General features: G+C 64.3%; 17 protein-coding genes and 1 pseudogene. 6 read left to right on the forward strand and 12 right to left on the reverse strand.

From position 1 onward, the window contains the following. Window positions 1-8 precede the first annotated feature (8 nt). From L6637_RS05295 to L6637_RS05320, 6 genes and pseudogenes are all read right to left on the reverse strand, one after another. On the reverse strand, window positions 9-488 hold the full coding sequence (locus tag L6637_RS05295; RefSeq protein WP_237869482.1) for a MaoC family dehydratase: 480 nt from the start codon (window positions 486-488) through the stop codon (window positions 9-11). Then, entirely contained in the window at window positions 489-2207 is a 1719-nt protein-coding gene (locus tag L6637_RS05300; RefSeq protein ID WP_237869483.1) for an AMP-binding protein, read from the reverse strand. Next, window positions 2207-3100 (reverse strand): annotated as a pseudogene (gene mmsB, locus L6637_RS05305) (3-hydroxyisobutyrate dehydrogenase); the annotation flags it as partial. The pseudogene mmsB and the gene L6637_RS05300, both read right to left, overlap by 1 nt. A 24-nt stretch (window positions 3101-3124) precedes the next feature. Then, window positions 3125-4192 carry an enoyl-CoA hydratase/isomerase family protein gene (locus L6637_RS05310; RefSeq protein WP_237869485.1) on the reverse strand — a complete coding sequence of 356 codons (1068 nt, stop codon included), beginning with the start codon at window positions 4190-4192 and terminating at the stop codon, window positions 3125-3127. Then, complete coding sequence (locus L6637_RS05315) at window positions 4189-5334, reverse strand: isobutyryl-CoA dehydrogenase (RefSeq protein ID WP_237869487.1); 1146 nt, start codon at window positions 5332-5334, stop codon at window positions 4189-4191. Before L6637_RS05315 ends, L6637_RS05310 begins: the two co-directional genes overlap by 4 nt. Window positions 5335-5356: 22 nt before the next feature. Then, window positions 5357-6853, reverse strand: coding sequence for a CoA-acylating methylmalonate-semialdehyde dehydrogenase (locus tag L6637_RS05320; protein ID WP_237869489.1), 1497 nt, complete (start codon window positions 6851-6853; stop codon window positions 5357-5359). A 101-nt stretch (window positions 6854-6954) separates the two neighbouring features. Between L6637_RS05320 and L6637_RS05325 the strand changes: the two genes are divergently transcribed. Next, window positions 6955-7863: a LysR family transcriptional regulator gene (locus L6637_RS05325; RefSeq protein WP_237869490.1), complete on the forward strand. Its 909-nt coding sequence runs from the start codon at window positions 6955-6957 to the stop codon at window positions 7861-7863. Between the two features lie 138 nt (window positions 7864-8001). Here L6637_RS05325 and L6637_RS05330 read toward each other — a convergent pair whose 3' ends face one another. Together L6637_RS05330 and L6637_RS05335 are read right to left on the reverse strand one after the other, a co-directional pair. Further along, the gene (locus tag L6637_RS05330) at window positions 8002-8622 is read right to left on the reverse strand and encodes a TetR/AcrR family transcriptional regulator (protein WP_237869492.1); all 621 of its coding nucleotides are present in this window, start codon (window positions 8620-8622) and stop codon (window positions 8002-8004) included. Between the two features lie 59 nt (window positions 8623-8681). Then, window positions 8682-9221 carry a PaaI family thioesterase gene (locus L6637_RS05335; protein ID WP_237869494.1) on the reverse strand — a complete coding sequence of 180 codons (540 nt, stop codon included), beginning with the start codon at window positions 9219-9221 and terminating at the stop codon, window positions 8682-8684. A gap of 151 nt (window positions 9222-9372) precedes the next feature. Between L6637_RS05335 and L6637_RS05340 the strand changes: the two genes are divergently transcribed. The 3 genes from L6637_RS05340 (at window position 9373) to L6637_RS05350 (ending at window position 12878) form a co-directional block, all read left to right on the forward strand. Next, window positions 9373-10143, forward strand: coding sequence for an enoyl-CoA hydratase (locus L6637_RS05340; RefSeq protein WP_237869496.1), 771 nt, complete (start codon window positions 9373-9375; stop codon window positions 10141-10143). Between the two features lie 129 nt (window positions 10144-10272). Beyond that, window positions 10273-11469, forward strand: a complete 1197-nt coding sequence (locus L6637_RS05345) for an acetyl-CoA C-acyltransferase (protein WP_237869498.1) — start codon at window positions 10273-10275, stop codon at window positions 11467-11469. A 113-nt stretch (window positions 11470-11582) separates the two neighbouring features. Beyond that, window positions 11583-12878 (forward strand): MFS transporter, encoded by a 1296-nt coding sequence (locus L6637_RS05350; RefSeq protein ID WP_237869500.1) that lies wholly within the window; start codon window positions 11583-11585, stop codon window positions 12876-12878. Between the two features lie 164 nt (window positions 12879-13042). Here the strand turns inward: L6637_RS05350 and L6637_RS05355 are convergent, their stop codons facing one another. After that, a complete protein-coding gene (locus tag L6637_RS05355) occupies window positions 13043-14137 on the reverse strand; it encodes an alpha/beta hydrolase (RefSeq protein ID WP_237869502.1) in 1095 nt (364 codons plus the stop codon). Window positions 14138-14477: 340 nt separating this feature from the next. Here L6637_RS05355 and L6637_RS05360 point away from each other — a divergent pair, with 340 nt between their 5' ends. Together L6637_RS05360 and L6637_RS05365 are read left to right on the forward strand one after the other, a co-directional pair. Then, a complete protein-coding gene (locus L6637_RS05360; RefSeq protein WP_237858549.1) occupies window positions 14478-14927 on the forward strand; it encodes a c-type cytochrome in 450 nt (149 codons plus the stop codon). A 185-nt stretch (window positions 14928-15112) separates the two neighbouring features. Continuing rightward, a complete protein-coding gene (locus L6637_RS05365; protein ID WP_237858550.1) occupies window positions 15113-16588 on the forward strand; it encodes an FAD-binding oxidoreductase in 1476 nt (491 codons plus the stop codon). Window positions 16589-16615: 27 nt separating this feature from the next. Here the strand turns inward: L6637_RS05365 and L6637_RS05370 are convergent, their stop codons facing one another. The 3 genes from L6637_RS05370 to L6637_RS05380 form a co-directional block, all read right to left on the reverse strand. Continuing rightward, window positions 16616-17152, reverse strand: coding sequence for a hypothetical protein (locus tag L6637_RS05370; RefSeq protein WP_237858551.1), 537 nt, complete (start codon window positions 17150-17152; stop codon window positions 16616-16618). Window positions 17153-17290: 138 nt separating this feature from the next. Next, on the reverse strand, window positions 17291-18850 hold the full coding sequence (locus tag L6637_RS05375) for an acyl-CoA carboxylase subunit beta (RefSeq protein ID WP_237858553.1): 1560 nt from the start codon (window positions 18848-18850) through the stop codon (window positions 17291-17293). Further along, window positions 18780-19754, reverse strand: a complete 975-nt coding sequence (locus L6637_RS05380; protein WP_237858555.1) for an IclR family transcriptional regulator — start codon at window positions 19752-19754, stop codon at window positions 18780-18782. Before L6637_RS05380 ends, L6637_RS05375 begins: the two co-directional genes overlap by 71 nt. Window positions 19755-19793: the final 39 nt, after the last annotated feature.

A 19793-nucleotide genomic window follows, 5' to 3' on the forward strand; every position in this document is an offset into this window, starting at 1 on the left:
GGCCTGCCTTACGCGAAATAAATCAGGCCGAGCCAATCCGCGACCAGCGCCGGCTTGTCCTCGCCCTCGATCTCGACCGTCACATTGGTACGGGACTGCAATTCGTTCGGCTTACGCAGCTTGGCTTCCGCCAGGACGAAACGGCCGCGAACGCGCTTGCCCGAGCGCACCGGCGAGATGAAGCGCAGCTTGTCGAAGCCGTAATTGACGCCCATCGTGGTGCCGGCGATCGCCGGCATCACCTCATAGGACATCACTGACAACATCGACATCGTCAGAAAACCGTGCGCGATGGTGGTGCCGAACGCGGTCTCCTGCTTCGCCCTCTCGGGGTCGACGTGGATGAACTGGTGGTCTGCGGTCACGTCGGCATAGGTGTCGATGCGGGGCTGGTCGATGAGGTGCCAGGACGACACGCCGATCTCCTTGCCGACCATGGCCTGATAGGCCTCGAGCGTGATCGGCGGCTTCTTCCAGATTTCGTTCACTTAGGTCTCACTTCTCGTTTTCGGCAGTTCGGGAAAATCCTCCTCACGGAATTCCCGGCCGCGCAGCGGATCGTCGCGATCATTGTCGCGTTCGAGCCGTCGTAGCTGCACGCGGCGGATTTTGCCAGAGATCGTCTTCGGCAGCTCGCTGACGATTTCGAGCCGGCGGATGCGCTTGAACGGCGCAAGCCGCGTGTGCAGGTGTCTGAAGATGGAGAGCGCGGTTTCGGGCGTCCGTTCGGCGCCTGCGGCCAGCAGCACGAAGGCCTTGGGGATCGCGAGCCTGATGGGGTCGGGGCTCGGTACCACCGCGGCTTCGGCGACAAGCTCGTGCTCGAGCAGCACGCTCTCCAGCTCGAACGGGCTGATGCGATAGTCTGAGGATTTGAACACGTCGTCGGAGCGGCCGACGAAGGTGAGATAGCCGTCCTCGTCTGCGAAGACCACGTCACCACTGCGATAGAGCTCGCCTTCGGCGCCCGAGAGCTTGCCGTCGTCGCCCTGATAGCCCTGCATCAGGCCGGCCGGACGATCAGCGCCCAGCAGCAGCGCCACCTCGCCCTCCCCGGCCGGATGGCCGTCGGCATCGCTAACCTGCACGCGATAGCCCGGCAACGGCCGGCCCATCGAACCGACCTTGATCTTCTGGCCCGGCGAGTTGCCGGCAAGTGCCGTGGTTTCGGTCTGGCCGTAGCCGTCTCGGATGGTCAGGCCCCAGGCGGCCTGCACCTGGTCTATCACTTCGGGGTTGAGCGGCTCGCCGGCGCCGCAGACTTCGCGAAGGGCTACCTTGAACGAGGCCAGGTTCTCCTGGATGAACAATCGCCACACGGTGGGCGGCGCGCACAGCGTGGTGACGCCGCAGCGGCCGATGGTGGCAAGCAGGCCTTTCGCGTCGAAGCGCGGCTGGTTGACCACGAACACGGTGGCGCCTGCATTCCACGGTGCGAAGAAGCAGCTCCAGGCGTGCTTGGCCCAGCCGGGAGAGGAGATGTTGAGATGGACGTCGCCGGGCTTCAGCCCGATCCAGTACATGGTCGACAGATGCCCGACAGGATAGCTTCGCTGACTGTGCCTGACGAGCTTTGGCTTTGCCGTCGTGCCCGAGGTGAAATACAGCAGCATCGGGTCGTCGGCATTGGTCGGACCGTCAGCCGCAAAACTCTCTGAAGCGTTCGCCGCCTCGTCATAGGCAAGCCAGCCATCGGACGCCTCGCCCACGACGATACGCACCACATCGTTCACGCCAAGACTCGCGAATTTCGCGACCTGGTCCTGCGCGGCCACCACCGCCTTCGCCTTGCCGCGCTCGAGGCGATCGCGCAGCTCGTCGGCGGTCAGCAGCGTGGTCGCGGGGATGACGACGACGCCGAGCTTGATCGCGGCCAGCATCGTCTCCCACAGCGGAACCACATTGCCGAGCAGCAGCAGCAGATGATCGCCGCGCTTGAGGCCATGCGCGCGAAGAAAGTTGGCAACCTGGTTGGAGCGCTTCGAGAGCGTCGCGAAGGACAGCTTCGTCTGCTTGTCCTGCGCGGCATCGACAATCCAGAGCGCGGGCCGATCCCTGCTCTCCGCGTTCGCCGCCAGCTCGGTGTCGAACCAGTCGAGCGCCCAGTTGAAGGGGGCAGGATCGGGCCAGCGGAAATCCCTGACCGCTGTCTCGTAATCCGTGCGGTGTGCGAGAAGAAACGCGCGCGCGTCCTGAAATGTCGTCATTAAGCTTTCCCGGCTAGCCCCCTAACGTGCTTGATAATTCCGGAAAAATCCACCCCGCCCTGGCCGGCTGCGTCGAAAGACTGATAGATCTCCTGCGCATGCTTGCCGAGCGGCGTCGCGGCGCCCGTCGCTTTCGCGGCGTCCTGCGCCAAGGTCAGATCCTTCACCATCAGCGCCGAGGCGAAACCCGGCTTGTAATCGTTGTTTGCGGGCGACGTCGGCACCGGGCCCGGAACCGGGCAATAGGTGGTCAGCGACCAGCACTGGCCCGACGAAGTCGAGGCGACGTCGAACAACGCCTGATGCGAGAGGCCGAGCTTCTCAGCCAACGCAAAGGCTTCGCTCACCGCGATCATGGAGATGCCGAGGATCATGTTGTTGCAGATTTTTGCGGCCTGGCCCGCGCCGGCGCCGCCGCAATGGACGATCTTCTTGCCCATCTTTTCCAGTACAGGCTTTGCCGCCGCGAACGCGCCCTCCTCGCCACCGCACATGAAGGTGAGCGTCGCGCCCTTGGCGCCGCCGGTGCCGCCGGAAACCGGCGCGTCGACCGAGAGCACGCCGTTCTTGGCGGCGAGCGCGTGCGCGGCCCTCGCGCTCTCGACGTCGATTGTGGAGCTGTCGATGATCAGCGCGCCTTTGGTCATGGCGGGCACGACATCGTTCCAAACGCCGAGCACGTGCTTGCCGGCGGGCAGCATGGTGACGACGACATCGGCGCCTTTCACCGCGCCTGACGCACTGTCAGCGATGCTGGCGCCGTCGGCTTTGGCCTGGCTGCGCGAGGCCTCGACGAGGTCGAATGCCACCACCTTGTGCCCGGCCTTGACGAGGTTAGCCGCCATCGGGCCGCCCATGTTGCCGAGACCGATGAATGCGATCGTGGCCATTGTCGTTTCCTCCGCTCGTTTCGTTGATTAGTTGAACTTGAGCTCGTCGGCGCCGATCTCGGCGAAATAGGGTGCAAGCATCTTCGGCGTCACATCCTCAATCCGCGGTGGCGACCAGCTCGGATTGCGATCCTTGTCGATGACGGCGGCGCGGACGCCCTCGCGAAAATCGTCGCTGCGAAAGACCTCGTTCGCGGCGCGATATTCGCGCACCAGGCATTCTTCCAGACTTGACGCAGTGCGCGCCAGACGCAGCAGCTTCAGCGTCACCACCATGCCACGCGGCGATTTTTCGTTGAGTGTCTTCAGCGTCGCCAGCGCAAAGTCGGAGCCGTCGCGTTTGAGCGCCGCAAAAATGTCTTCCATACGGTCGAAGCCGAACAGCGCATCGATCGCGGGCTCCTTCGCCGCCACCGGGCCGGCGGTCTCGCCAGTCGCAAAATCCCTGATCAGCTTGCTGACGTCGGCGGCAGTCGAGCCCGGGCGAACCTCGGTCAGGGCCTCACGCAACTCCGGCAATTTCACTGCCGGGACCACCCAATCGGCGAACTTCGCATGGATAGCATCCGGTCCATTCATGGTCTGACCGGTCAGGCCGAAGAACGTGCCGATCTCGCCGGGCGAGCGCGACAACAAATAGGTGCCGCCGACATCGGGGAAGAAACCGAGCCCGACCTCAGGCATCGCAAGTTTGGTCCGATCCGTAACGACCCTATGCCTCGCATGCGCGGACAAGCCAACGCCGCCGCCCATGACGATGCCGTCCATGAAGGCGACATAGGGCTTAGGGAACTTCTTGATCCGGGCGTTGAGAATGTATTCCTCGCGCCATAGGATCTTGCCGAGATCACCGTTGACTTTCGAGCTCTCCCAGAGCGCCCGGATGTCGCCGCCGGCGCACAGGCCGCGCTCGCCGGCGCCTTCCAGCAGGATCACGGCAACAGCGGGATCGGCTTCGAAGCGGTCGAGCGCCTTCTCGATGTCGCGAAACATCTCCAGCGTGACGGCATTGATCGCCTTGGGACGGTTCAGCCTGATAATACCGGCCGCGCCCTCGACACGGGCGACGAGATCGCCCTCTTCCACCGAACTCATCGCGCGCCCTCGATCAACTTGCGCGCCACGATGAGCCGCATGATTTCATTGGTGCCCTCGAGGATCTGGTGCACGCGTAGATCGCGCACGATCTTCTCGATGCCGTATTCGCTGAGGTAACCGTAGCCGCCGTGCAGCTGAAGCGCTTGGTTGGCGACCTCAAAGCCAACATCGGTCCCGAAACGCTTGGCCATCGCGCAGAGCATGGTGGCGTCGGGATCCTTGCGATCCAATGCAGCCGCGGCACGCCACAGGAAGGTGCGTGCGGCCTCGAGTTCGATCGCCATATCGGCGAGCTTGAACTGCAACGCCTGGAATTCGTCCAGACGCTTTCCAAACGCCTTGCGCTCCTTCATGTAGGCACGCGCCTTGTCGAGTGCGGTCTGCGCGCCGCCGAGCGAGCACGCCGTAATGTTGAGGCGGCCGCCGTCGAGGCCTGCCATCGCGATCTTGAAACCGACGCCCTCCTCGCTCAGCCGGTTCGCGACCGGGACGCGGGCGTTCTCGAACATCACGGCGCGGGTCGGCTGCGCGTTCCAGCCCATCTTGCGCTCGTTGGCACCGAAGGAAACGCCAGGCGTCTTGCCGTCGATGACAAGCGTCGAGATGCCGCCGGGGCCATCGCCGCCGGTGCGCACCATGGCGACCAGCAGATCAGTACCGCCGGCTCCGGAGATGAATTGCTTCTGGCCGTTGAGCACGTAATGATCGCCGTCGCGCACCGCACGCGTCCGCAGCGCCGCTGCGTCGGAGCCGGCGCCCGGCTCGGTCAGGCAGTAGCTCGCGATCAGCTCCATCGAGCAGAGTTTTGGCAGCCATTGATGGCGCTGGGTGTCGCTGCCGAAGGCATCGATCATCCAGCTCGCCATGTTGTGGATGGAGATGAAGGCCGAGGTGGTCGGACAACCCGTCGCCAGCGCCTCGAAGATCAGCGCCGCGTCGAACCGCGACATCGCGGAGCCGCCGACATCGTCGCGGATATAGATGCCGCCCATGCCGAGGGCGGCCGCCTCGCGCATCACGTCGACGGGAAAGTGCTTCTCCTCGTCCCAGCGCAGCGCGTGCGGCGCGATCCTCGAAGCCGCAAACGCCAACGCCATGTCGCGAACCGCGACCTGATCCTCGTTCAGAGCGAACTGCATCCCGGCCTCGCTCCTGGGAGGATTACTTCATCAGCGGGATCGAGAATTCCGCGCCTTCCTTGACGCCGGACGGCCAACGCGAGGTCACCGTCTTGGTCTTGGTGTAGAAGCGGACCGAGTCCGGGCCGTGCTGGTTGAGATCGCCGAAGCCCGACTTCTTCCAGCCGCCGAAAGTGTAATAGGCGATCGGCACCGGGATTGGCACGTTGATGCCGACCATGCCGACGTTGACCTTGGCCGCGAAGTCGCGCGCGGCATCGCCGTCGCGGGTGAAGATGGCAACACCGTTGCCGTAGTCATGCTCGGACGGCAGCGCCAGCGCTTCCTTGTAGTCGTGCGCGCGCACGACCGAGAGCACGGGCCCGAAGATCTCTTCCTTGTAGATCCGCATGTCCTTAGTGACGTTATCGAACAGCGAGCCGCCGAGATAGAAGCCCTTCTCGTAGCCCTGCATCTTGAAGCCGCGGCCGTCGACGGCCAGCGTTGCGCCTTCCTTGATGCCGATGTCGATGTAGCTCTTGACCTTCTCGACCGCCTCGCGCGTCACCAGCGGACCGTAGTCAGCGGACGGATCGATCGAGGTGCCGATCTTGAGCGATTCGACGCGCGGGATCAGCTTGTCCATCAGGCGATCGGCGGTGGACTTGCCGACGGGAACGGCAACCGAGACGGCCATGCAGCGCTCGCCGGCCGAGCCGTAGCCCGCGCCGATCAGCGCGTCGACGGCCTGGTCCATGTCGGCGTCGGGCATGATGATGGCGTGGTTCTTGGCACCGCCAAAACACTGGCAACGCTTGCCGGTCTGGGCCGCGCGCTCATAGATGTACTGCGCGATCGGCGTGGAGCCGACGAAACCGACGGCCTTGATGTCGGGATCGTCGAGGATGGCGTCGACCGCTTCCTTGTCGCCGTTGACAACGTTGAGGATGCCGGCCGGCAGGCCCGCTTCGATCATCAGCTCGGCGAGCAGCATCGGCACGCCGGGATCGCGCTCGGACGGCTTGAGGATAAAGGCGTTGCCGCAGGCGATCGCGGGCGCGAACTTCCACATCGGGATCATCGCCGGGAAATTGAACGGCGTGATGCCGGCGACGACGCCGAGCGGCTGGCGCATCGAATAGATGTCGATGCCGGGGCCGGCGCCCTCGGTGTACTCGCCCTTCATCAGATGCGGGATGCCGCAGGCGAACTCGGCGACTTCGAGGCCGCGCTGGATGTCGCCCTTGGCGTCGGGCACGGTCTTGCCGTGCTCGCGCGCGAGCAGCTCGGCGAGCTTGTCGTAATCGCGCTGCACCAGCTCGACGAACTTCATCATCACGCGGGCGCGGCGCTGCGGGTTGGTCGCGGCCCATTCGGGCTGGGCGGCGCGGGCGTTCTCGACGGCGGCGCGAACCTCGGCCTTGGATGCCAGCGCGACCTTGGCCTGGACGTCACCGGTCATCGGCTCGAAGACGTCGGCGGTGCGGCCTGAGGTGCCCTTGACTTCCTTGCCGCCGATGAAATGTCCGATTGAACGCATGGAATGATCTCCTTGAGGCCAGCCTGTTCGCTTTGACAAATCCTATCGACCTGCATTTTATAGGATTCAAGTCTGAGATAATGCACCATAGATGTGCGAAAATGCTGGATCAAGGTAGCATCGACTGGGACGACTTCCGCTTCGTGCTGGCCATCGTGCGGGGCGGCTCGGTGTCGGCTGCGGCAAAGCAGCTCGGGGTCGACCATGCCACCGTGATCCGGCGTGTGGACCGGCTGGAGAAGCACCTTTCGGCCAAGCTGTTTGACCGGCGCAAGACCGGCTATCTCCTCACCGAATCCGGCCAGCGCGTCGCCGACAGCGCCGAAGCAATGGAATCGACCATTGTCGCCAACCAGGAGCAGGTGGGCGGCTCGGTGGCACGGCTGACCGGAACGGTGCGGATCGGCGCGCCCGACGGCTTCGGCACCGCCTTCCTGGCGCCGCGGCTCGCCCCGTTCGCCGACCGCTATCCCGATCTCGATCTGCAACTTGTGGCGACCGCAAGGCTGTTTAGTCTCTCCAAGCGCGAGGCTGACATCGCGATCAGCCTGACCATGCCGAAGGAAGGCCGCATCGTCGGCCGCAAGCTGCTCGACTACCGCCTCGGGCTTTATGCCGCCCCCGCCTATCTCGACCGCTTCCCAAAAATCGCCTCGCGGCAGGACCTGCCGCAGCACCGTTTCGTCGGCTATATCGAGGAACTGCTGTTCACGCCTGAGCTCGACTATCTGCCGCAGGTGTCGCCGCGCATCTCGGCACGCTTCCGCAGCGCCAATCTGATCGCGCAGCTCAACGCCACGCTCTCAGGCTTCGGCATCGCGGTGCTGCCGCATTTCATGGCGAGCGATTATCCGCAGCTCGTGGCGGTGCTGCCCGAGGAGATCTCGATCACCAGGACGTTCTGGATGCTGATGCACGCCGACAGCAAGGATCTCGCGCGGATCCGGGCGGTCGCGGATTACATCGGCGAGATCGTGGAGCGCGAGCGGGCGCTGTTTGCGGGACGGTGAGAAATCGCAGGGTGGGCAAAGCGACTTGTCCGCCCTAGCTCGCAGAGCGAAGGCGCAAGCGTGCCACGCATTTTTTGCGAACGAGAAAGATCGTGGGCACGGCGCTTGCGCGCCTTTGCCCACCGTACAGCATCTCGCCTAGTTCTGCTTCGCCCTCTTCGCAGCAGTTACCTTCGGCTCACGCTTCGCGCCCTCGAGGGCACTCTCCTTACCGGCCTTCAGCACCTCATCGGACAGTTCGCTGGAGCCGGCAATGCGCGCCAGCAGCATGGTGCCAGCCATGGTGGCCAGCGTGGCGATCGCCTGCTTGCGCGCGGCCTTGCGTGGAACGTTCGGGATGAAATCGGTCATCATCTCGACCATCTCATCGAGCTTGCCGGCAAATGCCTTTCGCGTCTTCGGGCTCTCGCGGGCGATCTCGGCGCCGAGCGCGGGGATCGAGCAGCCATGGCCGGGATTGTCGCGGTGCAGTGCAGAGAGATAGGTCTCCACGATCTGGGCCAGTTGCTTATCGGGCGCAAGCTGATCGGATTGCTTGCGCCAGTGCTCCATCGAGCGGTCCATGGCGTAGGCAAAGGCCTCGATCACCAGCGCCTCGCGCGAATCGAAATGGGCGTAGAAACCGCCATGGGTGAGGCCCGCCTCCTTCATCAGGTCGGCGACGCCGATGCCGTGGGCACCCTTTTCCCGAAGCCGCACGGACGCCTTCCTCACGATGCGGTCGTGGGTTTCCTGCTTGTGTTCCCTGGAATAGCGCATGCGGCTCTCATTGGATGTCGGAGGTCATCTCATAACACGTATATCAGCCGAGTGGCGCATTAATTCCCGGAAAAGATGTTGCCGACCATGGAAAAGGTTGCAGTTGCATGGACTGCGAGCGCCCCGTTACCGTCGCGGACGAAGCCCTCGGTGTAGCTGGTCTGGCGCCCGAGCTTGATCACCCTGCCTTCGGCCGAGATCAGCCCCGAACGGACCGAGAGCGGACGCAGGAAGGTCATCTTCAGATCGAGCGTCACCGACGACTGTCCGGCCTCAAGCCGAGTCGAAATCGCACAGCCCATGGCGGTGTCGAGCAGAGCGGCCGCGGTCGCCCCATGCAGAAGGCCGATGGTATTTTCGAGATCCTCGCGCGGCTCCAGTTCCATCACAATCCGGCCCGGCTCGACTACGCCCACGATGAAGCCGATCAATTTTGCGAAGGGCGGCGGCGGCAGCCTGCCGTCGCGGATGCCCAGCATGGCGTCCATACCCGACAGACCCATGGCCACTTTCGCGACTGGCGCCGGGACCTGCCAGTCCACGACGCGCTCGCGACGTTGCGCGGGCGAAAACAGATCGATTTGAGCAAGTTCGGTCATGGCAACCTCATAATATGATTACTATCATACTATGCTGCGAACTTCGCGCTGGCAACTCCATCCACTCCTGCTTGACAAGTGATGCATTTAGGCCGGGAAGTAATCGCGACCGGGCGCAGTCGCGTCCGTCCACAAAGCTTAGAGACATCAGATGGAAATGCTCAATAACCACTGCGGCGTAACGCGCGATGCGCGCGGCGTTGTTCATGTCGCGATCTGCAACGCCGGCTCGCTGAACATTCTGGGCTCGCGTGTGACCGACGCGGTCCGGGAAGGGCTGCAAGAGCTCGCCACCGACCGCAGCATCCGCGTCGTGGTGCTGCGCGGCCAAAGCGAGAAGAGCATGATCGGCGGCGCCGATATCAAGGAGATGGCCAAGCTCGACCAAAAGTCGGCCGAGGCCTTCATCAGCCGCCTGCGCGATCTCTGCGAGGCCGTGCGGCAATTCCCTGCCCCCATGATCGCGCGCATGCCCGGCTGGTGCCTCGGCGGCGGGCTCGAGGTCGCAGCCGCCTGCGATTTCCGGATCGCCGCGCATGATGCGCATTTCGGCATGCCGGAGGTACGCGTCGGCATCCCCTCGGTGATCCACGCTGCACTGCTGCCCCGCCTGATCGGCTGGGCCCGCGCGCGCTGGCTGGTGATGACCGCGGAGAACATCGATGCGTCGACGGCGCTGTCCTGGGGCCTGATCGACAAGATCGCGCCGGCGGACGGGCTGGATGCCGAGATCGAGCACCTCGTGAAGGCGCTGCTCGAATGCGGCCCCGAGGCGCTGCGGTCGCAGAAGGCACTGCTGCGGCAATGGGAGGAATTGCCGCTCACCGAGTCGGTGAACCTCAGCGTCAAGGTGTTCGGCGAGTCGTTCCTGACGGACGAGCCGACGCGACTGATGGGCGCGTTCGTGAACAGGAAGCGGTAGGCGCTCCAGCGCCAATCGGACGATCAATTCATCCGAACTACGACATTTTCTCATGCCAGGCGCGGTTGCATTTTTTGCGCCGCATCATATGATGATCATAATCCAACGGATCATCACAGGGAGTTTGTCATGGCCGAAGCCGCCGATCCCGTCGTCATCGTCTCCGCCGCCCGCACCCCGCTCGGCCGCTTCATGGGCGAGCTGTCGCCGCTTGCCGCCCACAAGCTCGGATCGCATGTGATCAATGCAACGCTGGAACGCGCCAAGCTCGCGCCCGAGAAGGTCGACGAGGTGTTCATGGGCTGCGTGCTGCCGGCCGGCCAGGGCCAGGCGCCAGCGCGCCAGGCCGCGCGCGCAGCGGGGCTGCCCGACGCGACCGGTGCCACCACCGTCAACAAGGTCTGCGGCTCCGGCATGAAGGCGACCATGCTGGCGCACGACATCATCCGCGCCGGCTCGGCCGAGATCGTCGTCTCGGGCGGCATGGAGAGCATGAGCAATGCGCCCTATCTGCTCGCGAAGGCGCGCGGCGGCTATCGCGCCGGCCATGATCGCATCATCGACCACATGATGATGGACGGCCTCGAAGACGCCTATGAGACCGGCCGCTCGATGGGCGATTTCGGCGAAGCCACCGCCGAAGCCTATCAGTTCACCCGCAAGGACCAGGACGCCTATGCGATGGAGACGCTGAGCCGTGCCCGCAAGGCCGTCGAGGGAGGCGCGTTCAAGGCGGAGATCGCGCCAATCACGCTGACCGAGAAGGCAGGCCCGCGCGTCATCGCCAATGACGAGCATCCACTGAAGGTTGATCCCGCCAAGATTCCCGGACTGAAGCCAGCCTTCCGCGCCAATGGCACCATCACGCCGGCGGCCTCCTCCGCCAATGCCGACGGCGCCGCTGCGCTGGTGCTGACGAAACGTTCGCTCGCCGATCGCAACGGCCTGCCTGCCATCGCCGAGATCAAGGGCCACGCTACGCACAGCCAGGAGCCGCAATGGTTCACCACTGCGCCGATTCCGGCGATCAAGAAACTGCTCGACAAGGTTGGCTGGAGCGCAGGCGATGTCGATCTCTTTGAGATCAATGAAGCGTTTGCGGTGGTCGCGATGGCAGCACAGCGCGATCTCGGCATCCCGCGCGAAAAACTCAACATCAACGGCGGCGCCTGCGCGCTCGGTCATCCCATCGGCGCCACCGGCGCCCGGCTGATCGTGACCCTGCTGCATGCGCTCGAGGCCAACAACCTCAAGCGCGGCGTCGCGGCGCTCTGCATCGGCGGCGGCGAGGCCACGGCGATCGCGGTCGAGCGTCTCGCACACTAACCGTCGTAACGTCCGAAATTGAGGGAAGTCTGTCATTTCAGACTTCCCGATCTCGTGCCAGACTGCAACAATGACGCGGGTGTTCCGGAGCCCGCCAACCTGGATTGAGGGCAATGATCTCGAACTGGCTTTCGGCCACGCTAGGCCGTCGCAACATCCATTACGGCTGGGTGATGGTCGGGGTGACCTTCTTCGCCGCCCTGATCAGCGCGGGCACGGTCGGCGCGCCCGGCGTGTTCATCGTTCCGCTCCAGAAGGAGTTCGGCTGGAGCACGGCGGAGATCTCCTCGGCGCTCTCGATCCGTTTCATCCTGTTCGGGCTGATGGCGCCATTCGCCGCCGCCCTCCTCAACCGTTATGGCCTGCGCAACGTCACGCTGACCGCGCAGCTCATCGTCGTCTCGGCGCTGGTGCTCTCGCTCGGCATGACGCAGGTCTGGCAGCTCGTGGCGCTGTGGGGCGTGGTGATCGGCATCGGCACCGGCATGACCGCGCTGGTGCTGGGCGCGACCATCGCAACGCGCTGGTTCGCAGCGCGCCGCGGCCTCGTCATCGGCATCATGACAGCGAGCGTCGCCACCGGCCAGCTCGTGTTCCTGCCGCTGCTCGCAAGCCTGACCGAGCGCTTCGGCTGGCGGCTTGCGCTCGGCTTCGTCTGTATCATGCTCGGCGTCTCCGCGACCGCGGTCTTGCTGATCATGCGCGATCGCCCAAGCGATCTCGGCCTGCGCCCGTTCGGCGACGAAGGCACCGAGCCCCTGCCCGCGCCGCCCGTGAATCACGGCTCGATCACATCAGTGGCGCTCGGCACGCTGCGCGATGCCTCGAAGTCGAGCGCGTTCTGGATCCTGTTTGCGACCTTCTTCGTCTGCGGCGCCTCGACCAATGGCCTCGTCCAGGTGCATTTGATTCCGATGTGCCTCGACTTCGGTATCCCGCAGGTGCAGGCGGCGAGCCTTTTGGCGGCGATGGGCATTTTCGACTTCTTTGGCACCATCATGTCGGGCTGGCTGTCGGACCGGTATGACAACCGCTTCCTGCTGTTCTGGTACTACGGCCTGCGCGGGCTCTCGCTGATCTTCCTGCCCTTCAGCGATTTCTCGTTCTATGGCCTGTCCATCTTCGCGATGTTCTACGGCCTCGACTGGATCGCCACCGTGCCGCCGACGGTGCGGCTAACGGCGCAGAAGTTCGGACCCGAGCGCGCCAATCTGGTGTTTGGCTGGATCTTCGCCGGCCATCAGCTCGGCGCCGGCACGGCCGCCTTCGGCGCGGGCCTGTCGCGGACGCTGCTGCAAAGCTATCTGCCGGCCTTCTTCGTCGCCGGTACGCTCTGCGTATTTGCCTCGCTGATCGTGCTGACACTGTCGCGGCAGCCGAAGCCGCAAGCAAAACCCGCGATGGCCTAGTTAGCACCTGATCGTGGTGGTGGCGCCGCGCACCGCGGCGTCACCGATCCGCGAGATGATCCCGAACCGATCGGGAGGAGCGATCCCACCATTGCGGGCTGCGATCTCGACCACCTCATCATTGGCGTCAAGGACGTGCTCGGCTTTACGATGCCAAAGCCGCGCTAGTGAGAGGCTGTTCGCGACGGATCCTCACCGAGCTGCTGGCCCTGCGCGAGCCTCTGCTTGATCATCCCCATGACGGAACCTACCTCGCCGAAGGCTCTGGAGTGGGAATCGTCTCCGCCAAGATGCGTGAGGTCGAACACCAGGATTTTCTGCTGCGCCAGCGCGCTTTTGTACGGCTCATCCTGCGGATTGATATCGCCGAGGCGCGTTGTCCCTCCGGCGAGCGACTTCGATAGTTTGAGAGCCGTATCATCCTGCGACAGAAACAGGCCGATGCGGGGGCGCCGCGGCCCCAAAGCTCCGACCGCGCTGATGAACTCGTCGAAGCCGATGTCGGGCGCGACCAGCGCGACATTCTTCAGCTTCGGCACCGATCCGCCGTGCGAGGCCCTGCTCCGCAACGCATCGAGCGTGACCAGGCAGCCCATGGAATGGCAGACGAACGTGATCTCCTTGACGGCGGGATTGGCGTTGACGGTGTCCAGCAGCTCGGTCAATGCCGAGCCCGATCGGCCCGCGACCTTGCGATCGTGGTCGTATGACCCGAGGTTGCCGGCCCCCTGCGATGGCCAAGAAAACAGGATCGGAATGACGGGAAGCCGGCCGTCATGGACGAATTGCGCGTAGCGATACACCGCATCGTCAAAACGGTTGTTGAAGCCGTGCACGAACACCAACGTCTTGGTCAGATGTCTGGCCTTTGCCGCGCTGGATACGGCAGCGCCGAATTCGGTGCGATCCAGATAGCCCGCCGATGCCGTGACGAACTCCTTGCGCGGGTCCCCGGGAGGCGACAATGGCCACTGGATTTCACCGGCCTTGCGCGATCCATCCGGTGGAATCGACACTGTGACTTGCGCAAAAGCCATTTCGCTGGACGGCTCGCGGCTGAACATCTCGCCGGGGTCACTGCTGGATCGCGCGCGCGTCGTTCCGATCAGGATTGGGACCTGGGAGGCCGCTTCAACGGCCTCGCTGCTCGGCACCAGAACGCCCTGCAGAGGGCGCATCGAGCAGGAGGCGGAGACCAGCACCGTCAGCACGGCAGCGGCGACGTGCATAGAAACAGCGGTACGGCCCCGAGGATGCATCCGGTTCTCCTTCCGGCGCGCACAACTGGCTCCGGAGCAGTCTGACAATCGCTCGTTGCCGGCCTCGATTTTGACGCCGCCAGCGCGTGTATCCAGCAAACAAGGGCAGCTACCGGCAATTCCGATTGATCCAGATCAATCATCCGCTCCGGCAAGCCGTGCGCGGACGGCGCGATGCTCCCTTTCCCAGAACCTTGGCCCAAAGCCGCGCCTGCACGAATCCGCATGAGCCCGGAACATTCGCAGGCCGGTGCCGCAAGCGGGTCTTGATGTGCATCAAGCGATCGGGGAACATAGCAGCTAGGAATTGAAGCCTTGCAAGCCGGCGTCGGAGCGCGACATGGAAAAACATAGTCTTAAGTGTTTGATTATTGCCGGTCTTGCCGCTGGTTTCACCGCCGCGGCCCAGGCCGAAGACGTCGACATCGGCAAGGGAGAGTTTCAGTCGTCCTGCGCGAGTTGTCATGGTGTGGATGCGAGGGGCAAGGGTCCGGTCAGCGCCCAGCTGCGCGTACCGCCTGCCGATTTGACGATGCTGGCCAAGAACAACAACGGCGTGTTTCCCACGGACGCTCTTTATCAAGCCATCGATGGAACGAAAACCGTCCCCGCTCATGGCACGCGCGAAATGCCAGTCTGGGGAGAGCGATTCAATCCCATCGTCAATCTGCCTCACTATGTCGATCCGTCGTATTGGGAAAAGGCCGGTCCGGATCAAAAGCCTGAGGTCGTCGTGCGAAAGCGCATCCTCGCTGTGATCGATTATCTCAGCCGTATTCAGCAAAAATAGCACGGGCTGCATCGAGACGGCCTACCGTTCGCGCTGGGGCGCCCTCCAGAGCGGCCGCCGGGCGTTGCCTCCCACGGTCTCGCTCGGGACATATTGCCGTTAGACTCGGCGGCCCAAACGTGGACAATACGACCTCAAGCGCTTCGCGCGCACAGTGCACACCAAGATGCGCCTGAGGAAACAACATGCCGACTGCCTTCCCGTCGCCCGTCCCCACCATTCCGACCGTGCCCTTGACAGCCCAGATCCGCGACGGGTTGCGCGCGATCGTGGGCGAAAAGGGGCTTATTGAGGACGAGCATGGCATGCAGCCCTTCGTACGGGACTGGCGTGGCCTGCTGGTTGGCGGCGCCGGGGCCGTCGTGCGCCCTGGCAGCACCGAGGAGGTCTCGCAAGTCGTCCGGCTGTGCCACGAGCATGGCATCGCGATCGTGCCCCAGGGCGGCAACACCGGGCTGATGGGCGGGGCGACGCCCTGGCCTGCGCACACCGGAATCGTGCTGTCGCTGGGCCGGATGAACCGCGTGCTGGACGTCGATCCCGTCGGCTATGCCATGACGGTCGAGGCCGGCTGCGTGCTGGAAACGCTTCAGGAGACCGCGGCCAGACACGACAGGTTCCTGCCGCTCAGCCTCGGTGCCCAGGGCTCCTGCATGATCGGTGGCAACCTCTCGACCAATGCCGGCGGTGTGCAGGTGCTGCGCTATGGCAATGCCCGCAATCTCGTGCTCGGGCTCGAGGTCGTGCTGCCCAATGGCGATGTCTGGAACGGGTTGCGGGCGCTGAAGAAGGACAACACCGGCTACGACCTCAAGCACCTTTTCATGGGCGCCGAAGGGACGCTCGGCATCATCACCAAGGCCGTGCTCAAGCTGTGGCCGGCGCCGAAGGACATCTCCACCGCGTGGCTGGCCGTTCGCGATCCGCGCGCGGCGCTGGAGATCCTGTCCGAGGCGCATGCGGCCTCCGAGGACAATGTCGGGTCCTGCGAGCTCTTGAGCCGCGCGGCGGTCGATCTCGTGATGCGCCACATTCCCGGCGTCCAGGATCCGCTCAAGGCGGATACGCCGTGGTACCTGCTGCTGGAATGGTCGTCCTCGCGCCCGCGACAGGACGGGGCCGATGGCATGTCGGAGAAGCTGGAGCAGTTTCTCGCCGACCAACTCGAGGCCGGTCGCGTGCTCGACGCGGTGATCGCGCAGACCGTCAGTCAATCCCGCAACATGTGGCGCATCCGGGAAGCCATGGCCGAGGCCTCCCGCGCCGAGGGACCGGGGATCAGCTACGACATCTCGGTGGCAATTTCCAGAATTCCGGAGTTCATCGACAAGGGGCTCAAGGCCGTGCTCGACATTCTCCCGAGCATTCGTCCCTATCCGCTCGGGCATATCGGCGACGGCAACCTGCATTTCTCCTTCATGGGCCCTGATGGCATGGATCAGCCGACGCTGAACCAATACACCGCCGCGATTACGCGCGCCGTGAACGACCTCATCACCTCCATGGGCGGCTCGATCTCGGCCGAGCACGGCATCGGCATCGAAAAGCTCGACCAGCTCAGCGACTACCGCTCGAAGACCGAGCTCGACATCATGCGCACCATCAAGCGCGCGCTCGACCCGCAGAACATCATGAATCCCGGCAAGGTGTTGCGGGTGTGATGGGGGTCGAGCACCCTCGCCGTTTCCTCAGCCGCGCGGGTTGACGACGGTATAGCCCCGCAGCGAACGCGCGTGCATACGTGTGGCGTGACCGCCCGAGTTGGCGTCATACGCCATCCACATATCGCCGCCGAGAGACTGCTCGAGAACAAAGACATGCCCGCGGCGCGCCGCGACCATCCCCGGCGCCGGCGCCGCGCGCGGAAAGCGCAGCCAGTTGGATGCAAGATTCAATTCCGGCACGACATGGCCGAACACACGGATCGCTGCGCCGCAGCCACAGAACGACGACGGGCAGCCGGCGGGTCGGCCTCCGACGACGCGCTCGCCGGCAACGCTGATCGTGGTGGCCGTGGCGCCGGCATCGGTCACCGTCATTTGCGTTGAGCGATAGGCCTGCAATGACGGCCTGGGAGCCCGCTCGCGGCGCGTCTGCGCATACGCGAAATCGCACGGCATGGTGACGTTACACTCTGGCGCCTGAAGACTCCGATGAGGCCGCGCTTCCGCGGCAATGGAGCTGGCGGCAATAGCGAGACACGCAGAAACAACTTGCTTGATCATTGCAGGACTCTGGGTTGGAGGGTCCTGCCCCGATCGGCAACAACCAATATTGGTTTGGCTGAAATGGGCCTGAAGAGCGGCGGAAAAGGGCTGCCTTTGTGTGCGATTAACCTGCGTTAACTTCCCCGCAGCCGAGCTTTACGGCCGGATCGTCATGTTCTCCGGCGGCCCCGCTTTCCGCAGCGGCTCGGCGAGGCGCGCGAACTCGCAGAGCAGCGAGCGCGTCTTGCGGGGATCGATGATCTCCTCGACCCAGAATTTTTCGGCCGAGCGGAACGGCGAGCGGAGCTTGTTGAGACGCTCCTCGATCTCTTTCAGCTTTGCTGCCTTGTCCTCGGCCGCATCGATGTCGGCGCGGTAAGCGGCCTCGATGCCGCCTTCGAGCGGCAGCGAGCCCCAATAGGCCGACGGCCAGGCGTAGCGGATCGAGAAGCGGTCGGCGGGCTGGTGCACAACGCCGGCCACACCAAAAGCGTTGCGCAGGATCACCGTGCACCAGGGCACGGTGGTCTGGTTGACCGCGGCCATGGCGCGGACGCCGTGGCGGATGGTCGCCGCCTTCTCGGCATCGAGGCCGATCATGAAGCCCGGGCAGTCCATGAGATAAACGATCGGCAGATGGAAGGTCTCCGCGAAGTCGACCCAGCGCACCACTTTCTGGCAGGCATCCGCCGTCCAGGAGCCGCCATAGTGAAAACTGTCGCTGGCGAGCACCATCACGGCCCTGCCCTCGAGCCGCGCCAGGCCAACGATGATCGGCTTGCCGAAATTGCTGGCGACCTCGAAGAACGAGCCTTTGTCGACGACCGATTCAATGATCGGCCTGACCTTGTAGACCTGCTTGCGGTTGCGCGGCACCGCCTTCATCAGCGCTTCTTCCGTGCGCTCCGGATTGTCGATGCAAGGCAGCGTCGGCGGCAGCTCGTAGACCGACGACGGCAGATAGGACAGAAAGCGCCGCGCGCAGGCAAAGGCCTCTTCCTCGGTATCGACGGCATGGTCGATCGCTCCGGCCTTGGTCTGGATATCGGCGCCGCCAAGCTCTTCCTTCGAGAGGTTCTGGCCGAGCGCCTTCACCACCGGTGGCCCTGCGACGAACATCGCGGACTTCCGGGTCATGATGGAATAGTGGCTGGCGGCAAGGCGCGCCGCGCCAAGGCCCGCGACCGAGCCGAGGCCGAGCGCGACCACGGGCACGCGCGACAAATTCTCCGTCGTGAAGCGATACCAGCGCGTGCCACCGATACCGCCAGGCAGATTCGCCGCGCCCTTGGTCTCGATGGTCTTGACCGAGCCGCCGCCGCCGGAGCCTTCGATGATGCGGAAGATGGGCAGGCGGAAGTCGTGCGCCATCTCCTCCGCCATCAAGGGCTTTGCCGAAATCGACGCGTCCGCCGAGCCGCCGCGCACGGTGAAATCGTCACCGACCACGACCACGGTGCGGCCATCGACGCGCGCGCGGCCGAACACGCAGTTCGCCGGCGTCACGGTCTTCAGCTCGCCCGTGGGATCGTACTCACCGATGCCGGAGACGGCACCGATCTCGTGGAAGCTACCCTTGTCGATCAGTCTGTCGATGCGTTCCCGAACTGTCAGCCGGCCCTGGTCATGCTGTCGCTTGACCTTGTCAACGCCGCCCATCTCCCGCGCGAAGGCTTCGCGCCGGGCGAGCTCGTCGAGTTCCGTCTTCCAGTTCATTCACTCCCTCCGAACTCATCGGCTTGTTATTGTTATGCACCGATATTGCGACCGGTTTGCGCGAGATGCGGTTGTTGAAGGCATCGCCTTCGGCGCCCTCCATCAGGCTGCCAAGCGATCGGCCGAGCGCCAGCATCAGCGGCGCGACTTCGGCATGCAGACGCTGCTCGTCATACATCGCCGAGAGCAAACCGATCGTGACGACCACGAAGGTCTGGTACTGCGGCGACCAGATCGGGACCGCCAGGCCATTGATGTGCGGGCTCCACAGGCCGCAAGCCGTGACATAGCCGCGCTCGCGCAGCGATTGCCTGTTGGCCTCGATGCGGGGCCGCAGGATCTTTACAGCCTCCGGCGCTTCGCGCTCCATGTCGTTGATAAAGGCATCGCCGACTTCAGGCGCCAAGGCCGCGGTGTAGGCCGCGCCCGCCGCGGTGGAGGCCATCGAGATGCGGCTACCGGTGCCCTCGTGCAGACCGAGCGCTGAAGGCGAGCGTGCGAACTGAAGATAGACCAGATGGAAGCGATCAGGCACGACGAAGCCGACGGTGCCCGGCAACTGCTCGGCGACTTCCTGAAGTCGCTGCCGGATCATGCTGCGCAGCTGCGCGCCCTTCATCATCGAAGCGCTCATCGCTACCGCGCTCGGACCGATCCGATATTTCTGATCGCGCGGCAAATAGACGAGCTGCCCCATGCGCGTCAGCGTGTGCGTGAGCCGCGACACCGTCGAGCGCGGCAGGCCGCAGCGATTTGAAATCTCGAGATTGCCGAGCCGCGCCTCGTGGCCCTCGAAGCATCGCAACACGTCGAACGCGCGCGACACCACCTGGATGACATCACCCTCGCCGGCATCACCAGCGAGCGCACCTTGCCTGCTTAACCGCTCCGATCGTCGTCCCATGATCCCTACCGTTTGTTCCGCTCTGCGGAATTAAATTCC

Origin of the sequence: Bradyrhizobium zhengyangense (assembly GCF_022012435.1) — a bacterium.
In the GTDB taxonomy this organism is placed as follows: domain Bacteria; phylum Pseudomonadota; class Alphaproteobacteria; order Rhizobiales; family Xanthobacteraceae; genus Bradyrhizobium; species Bradyrhizobium zhengyangense.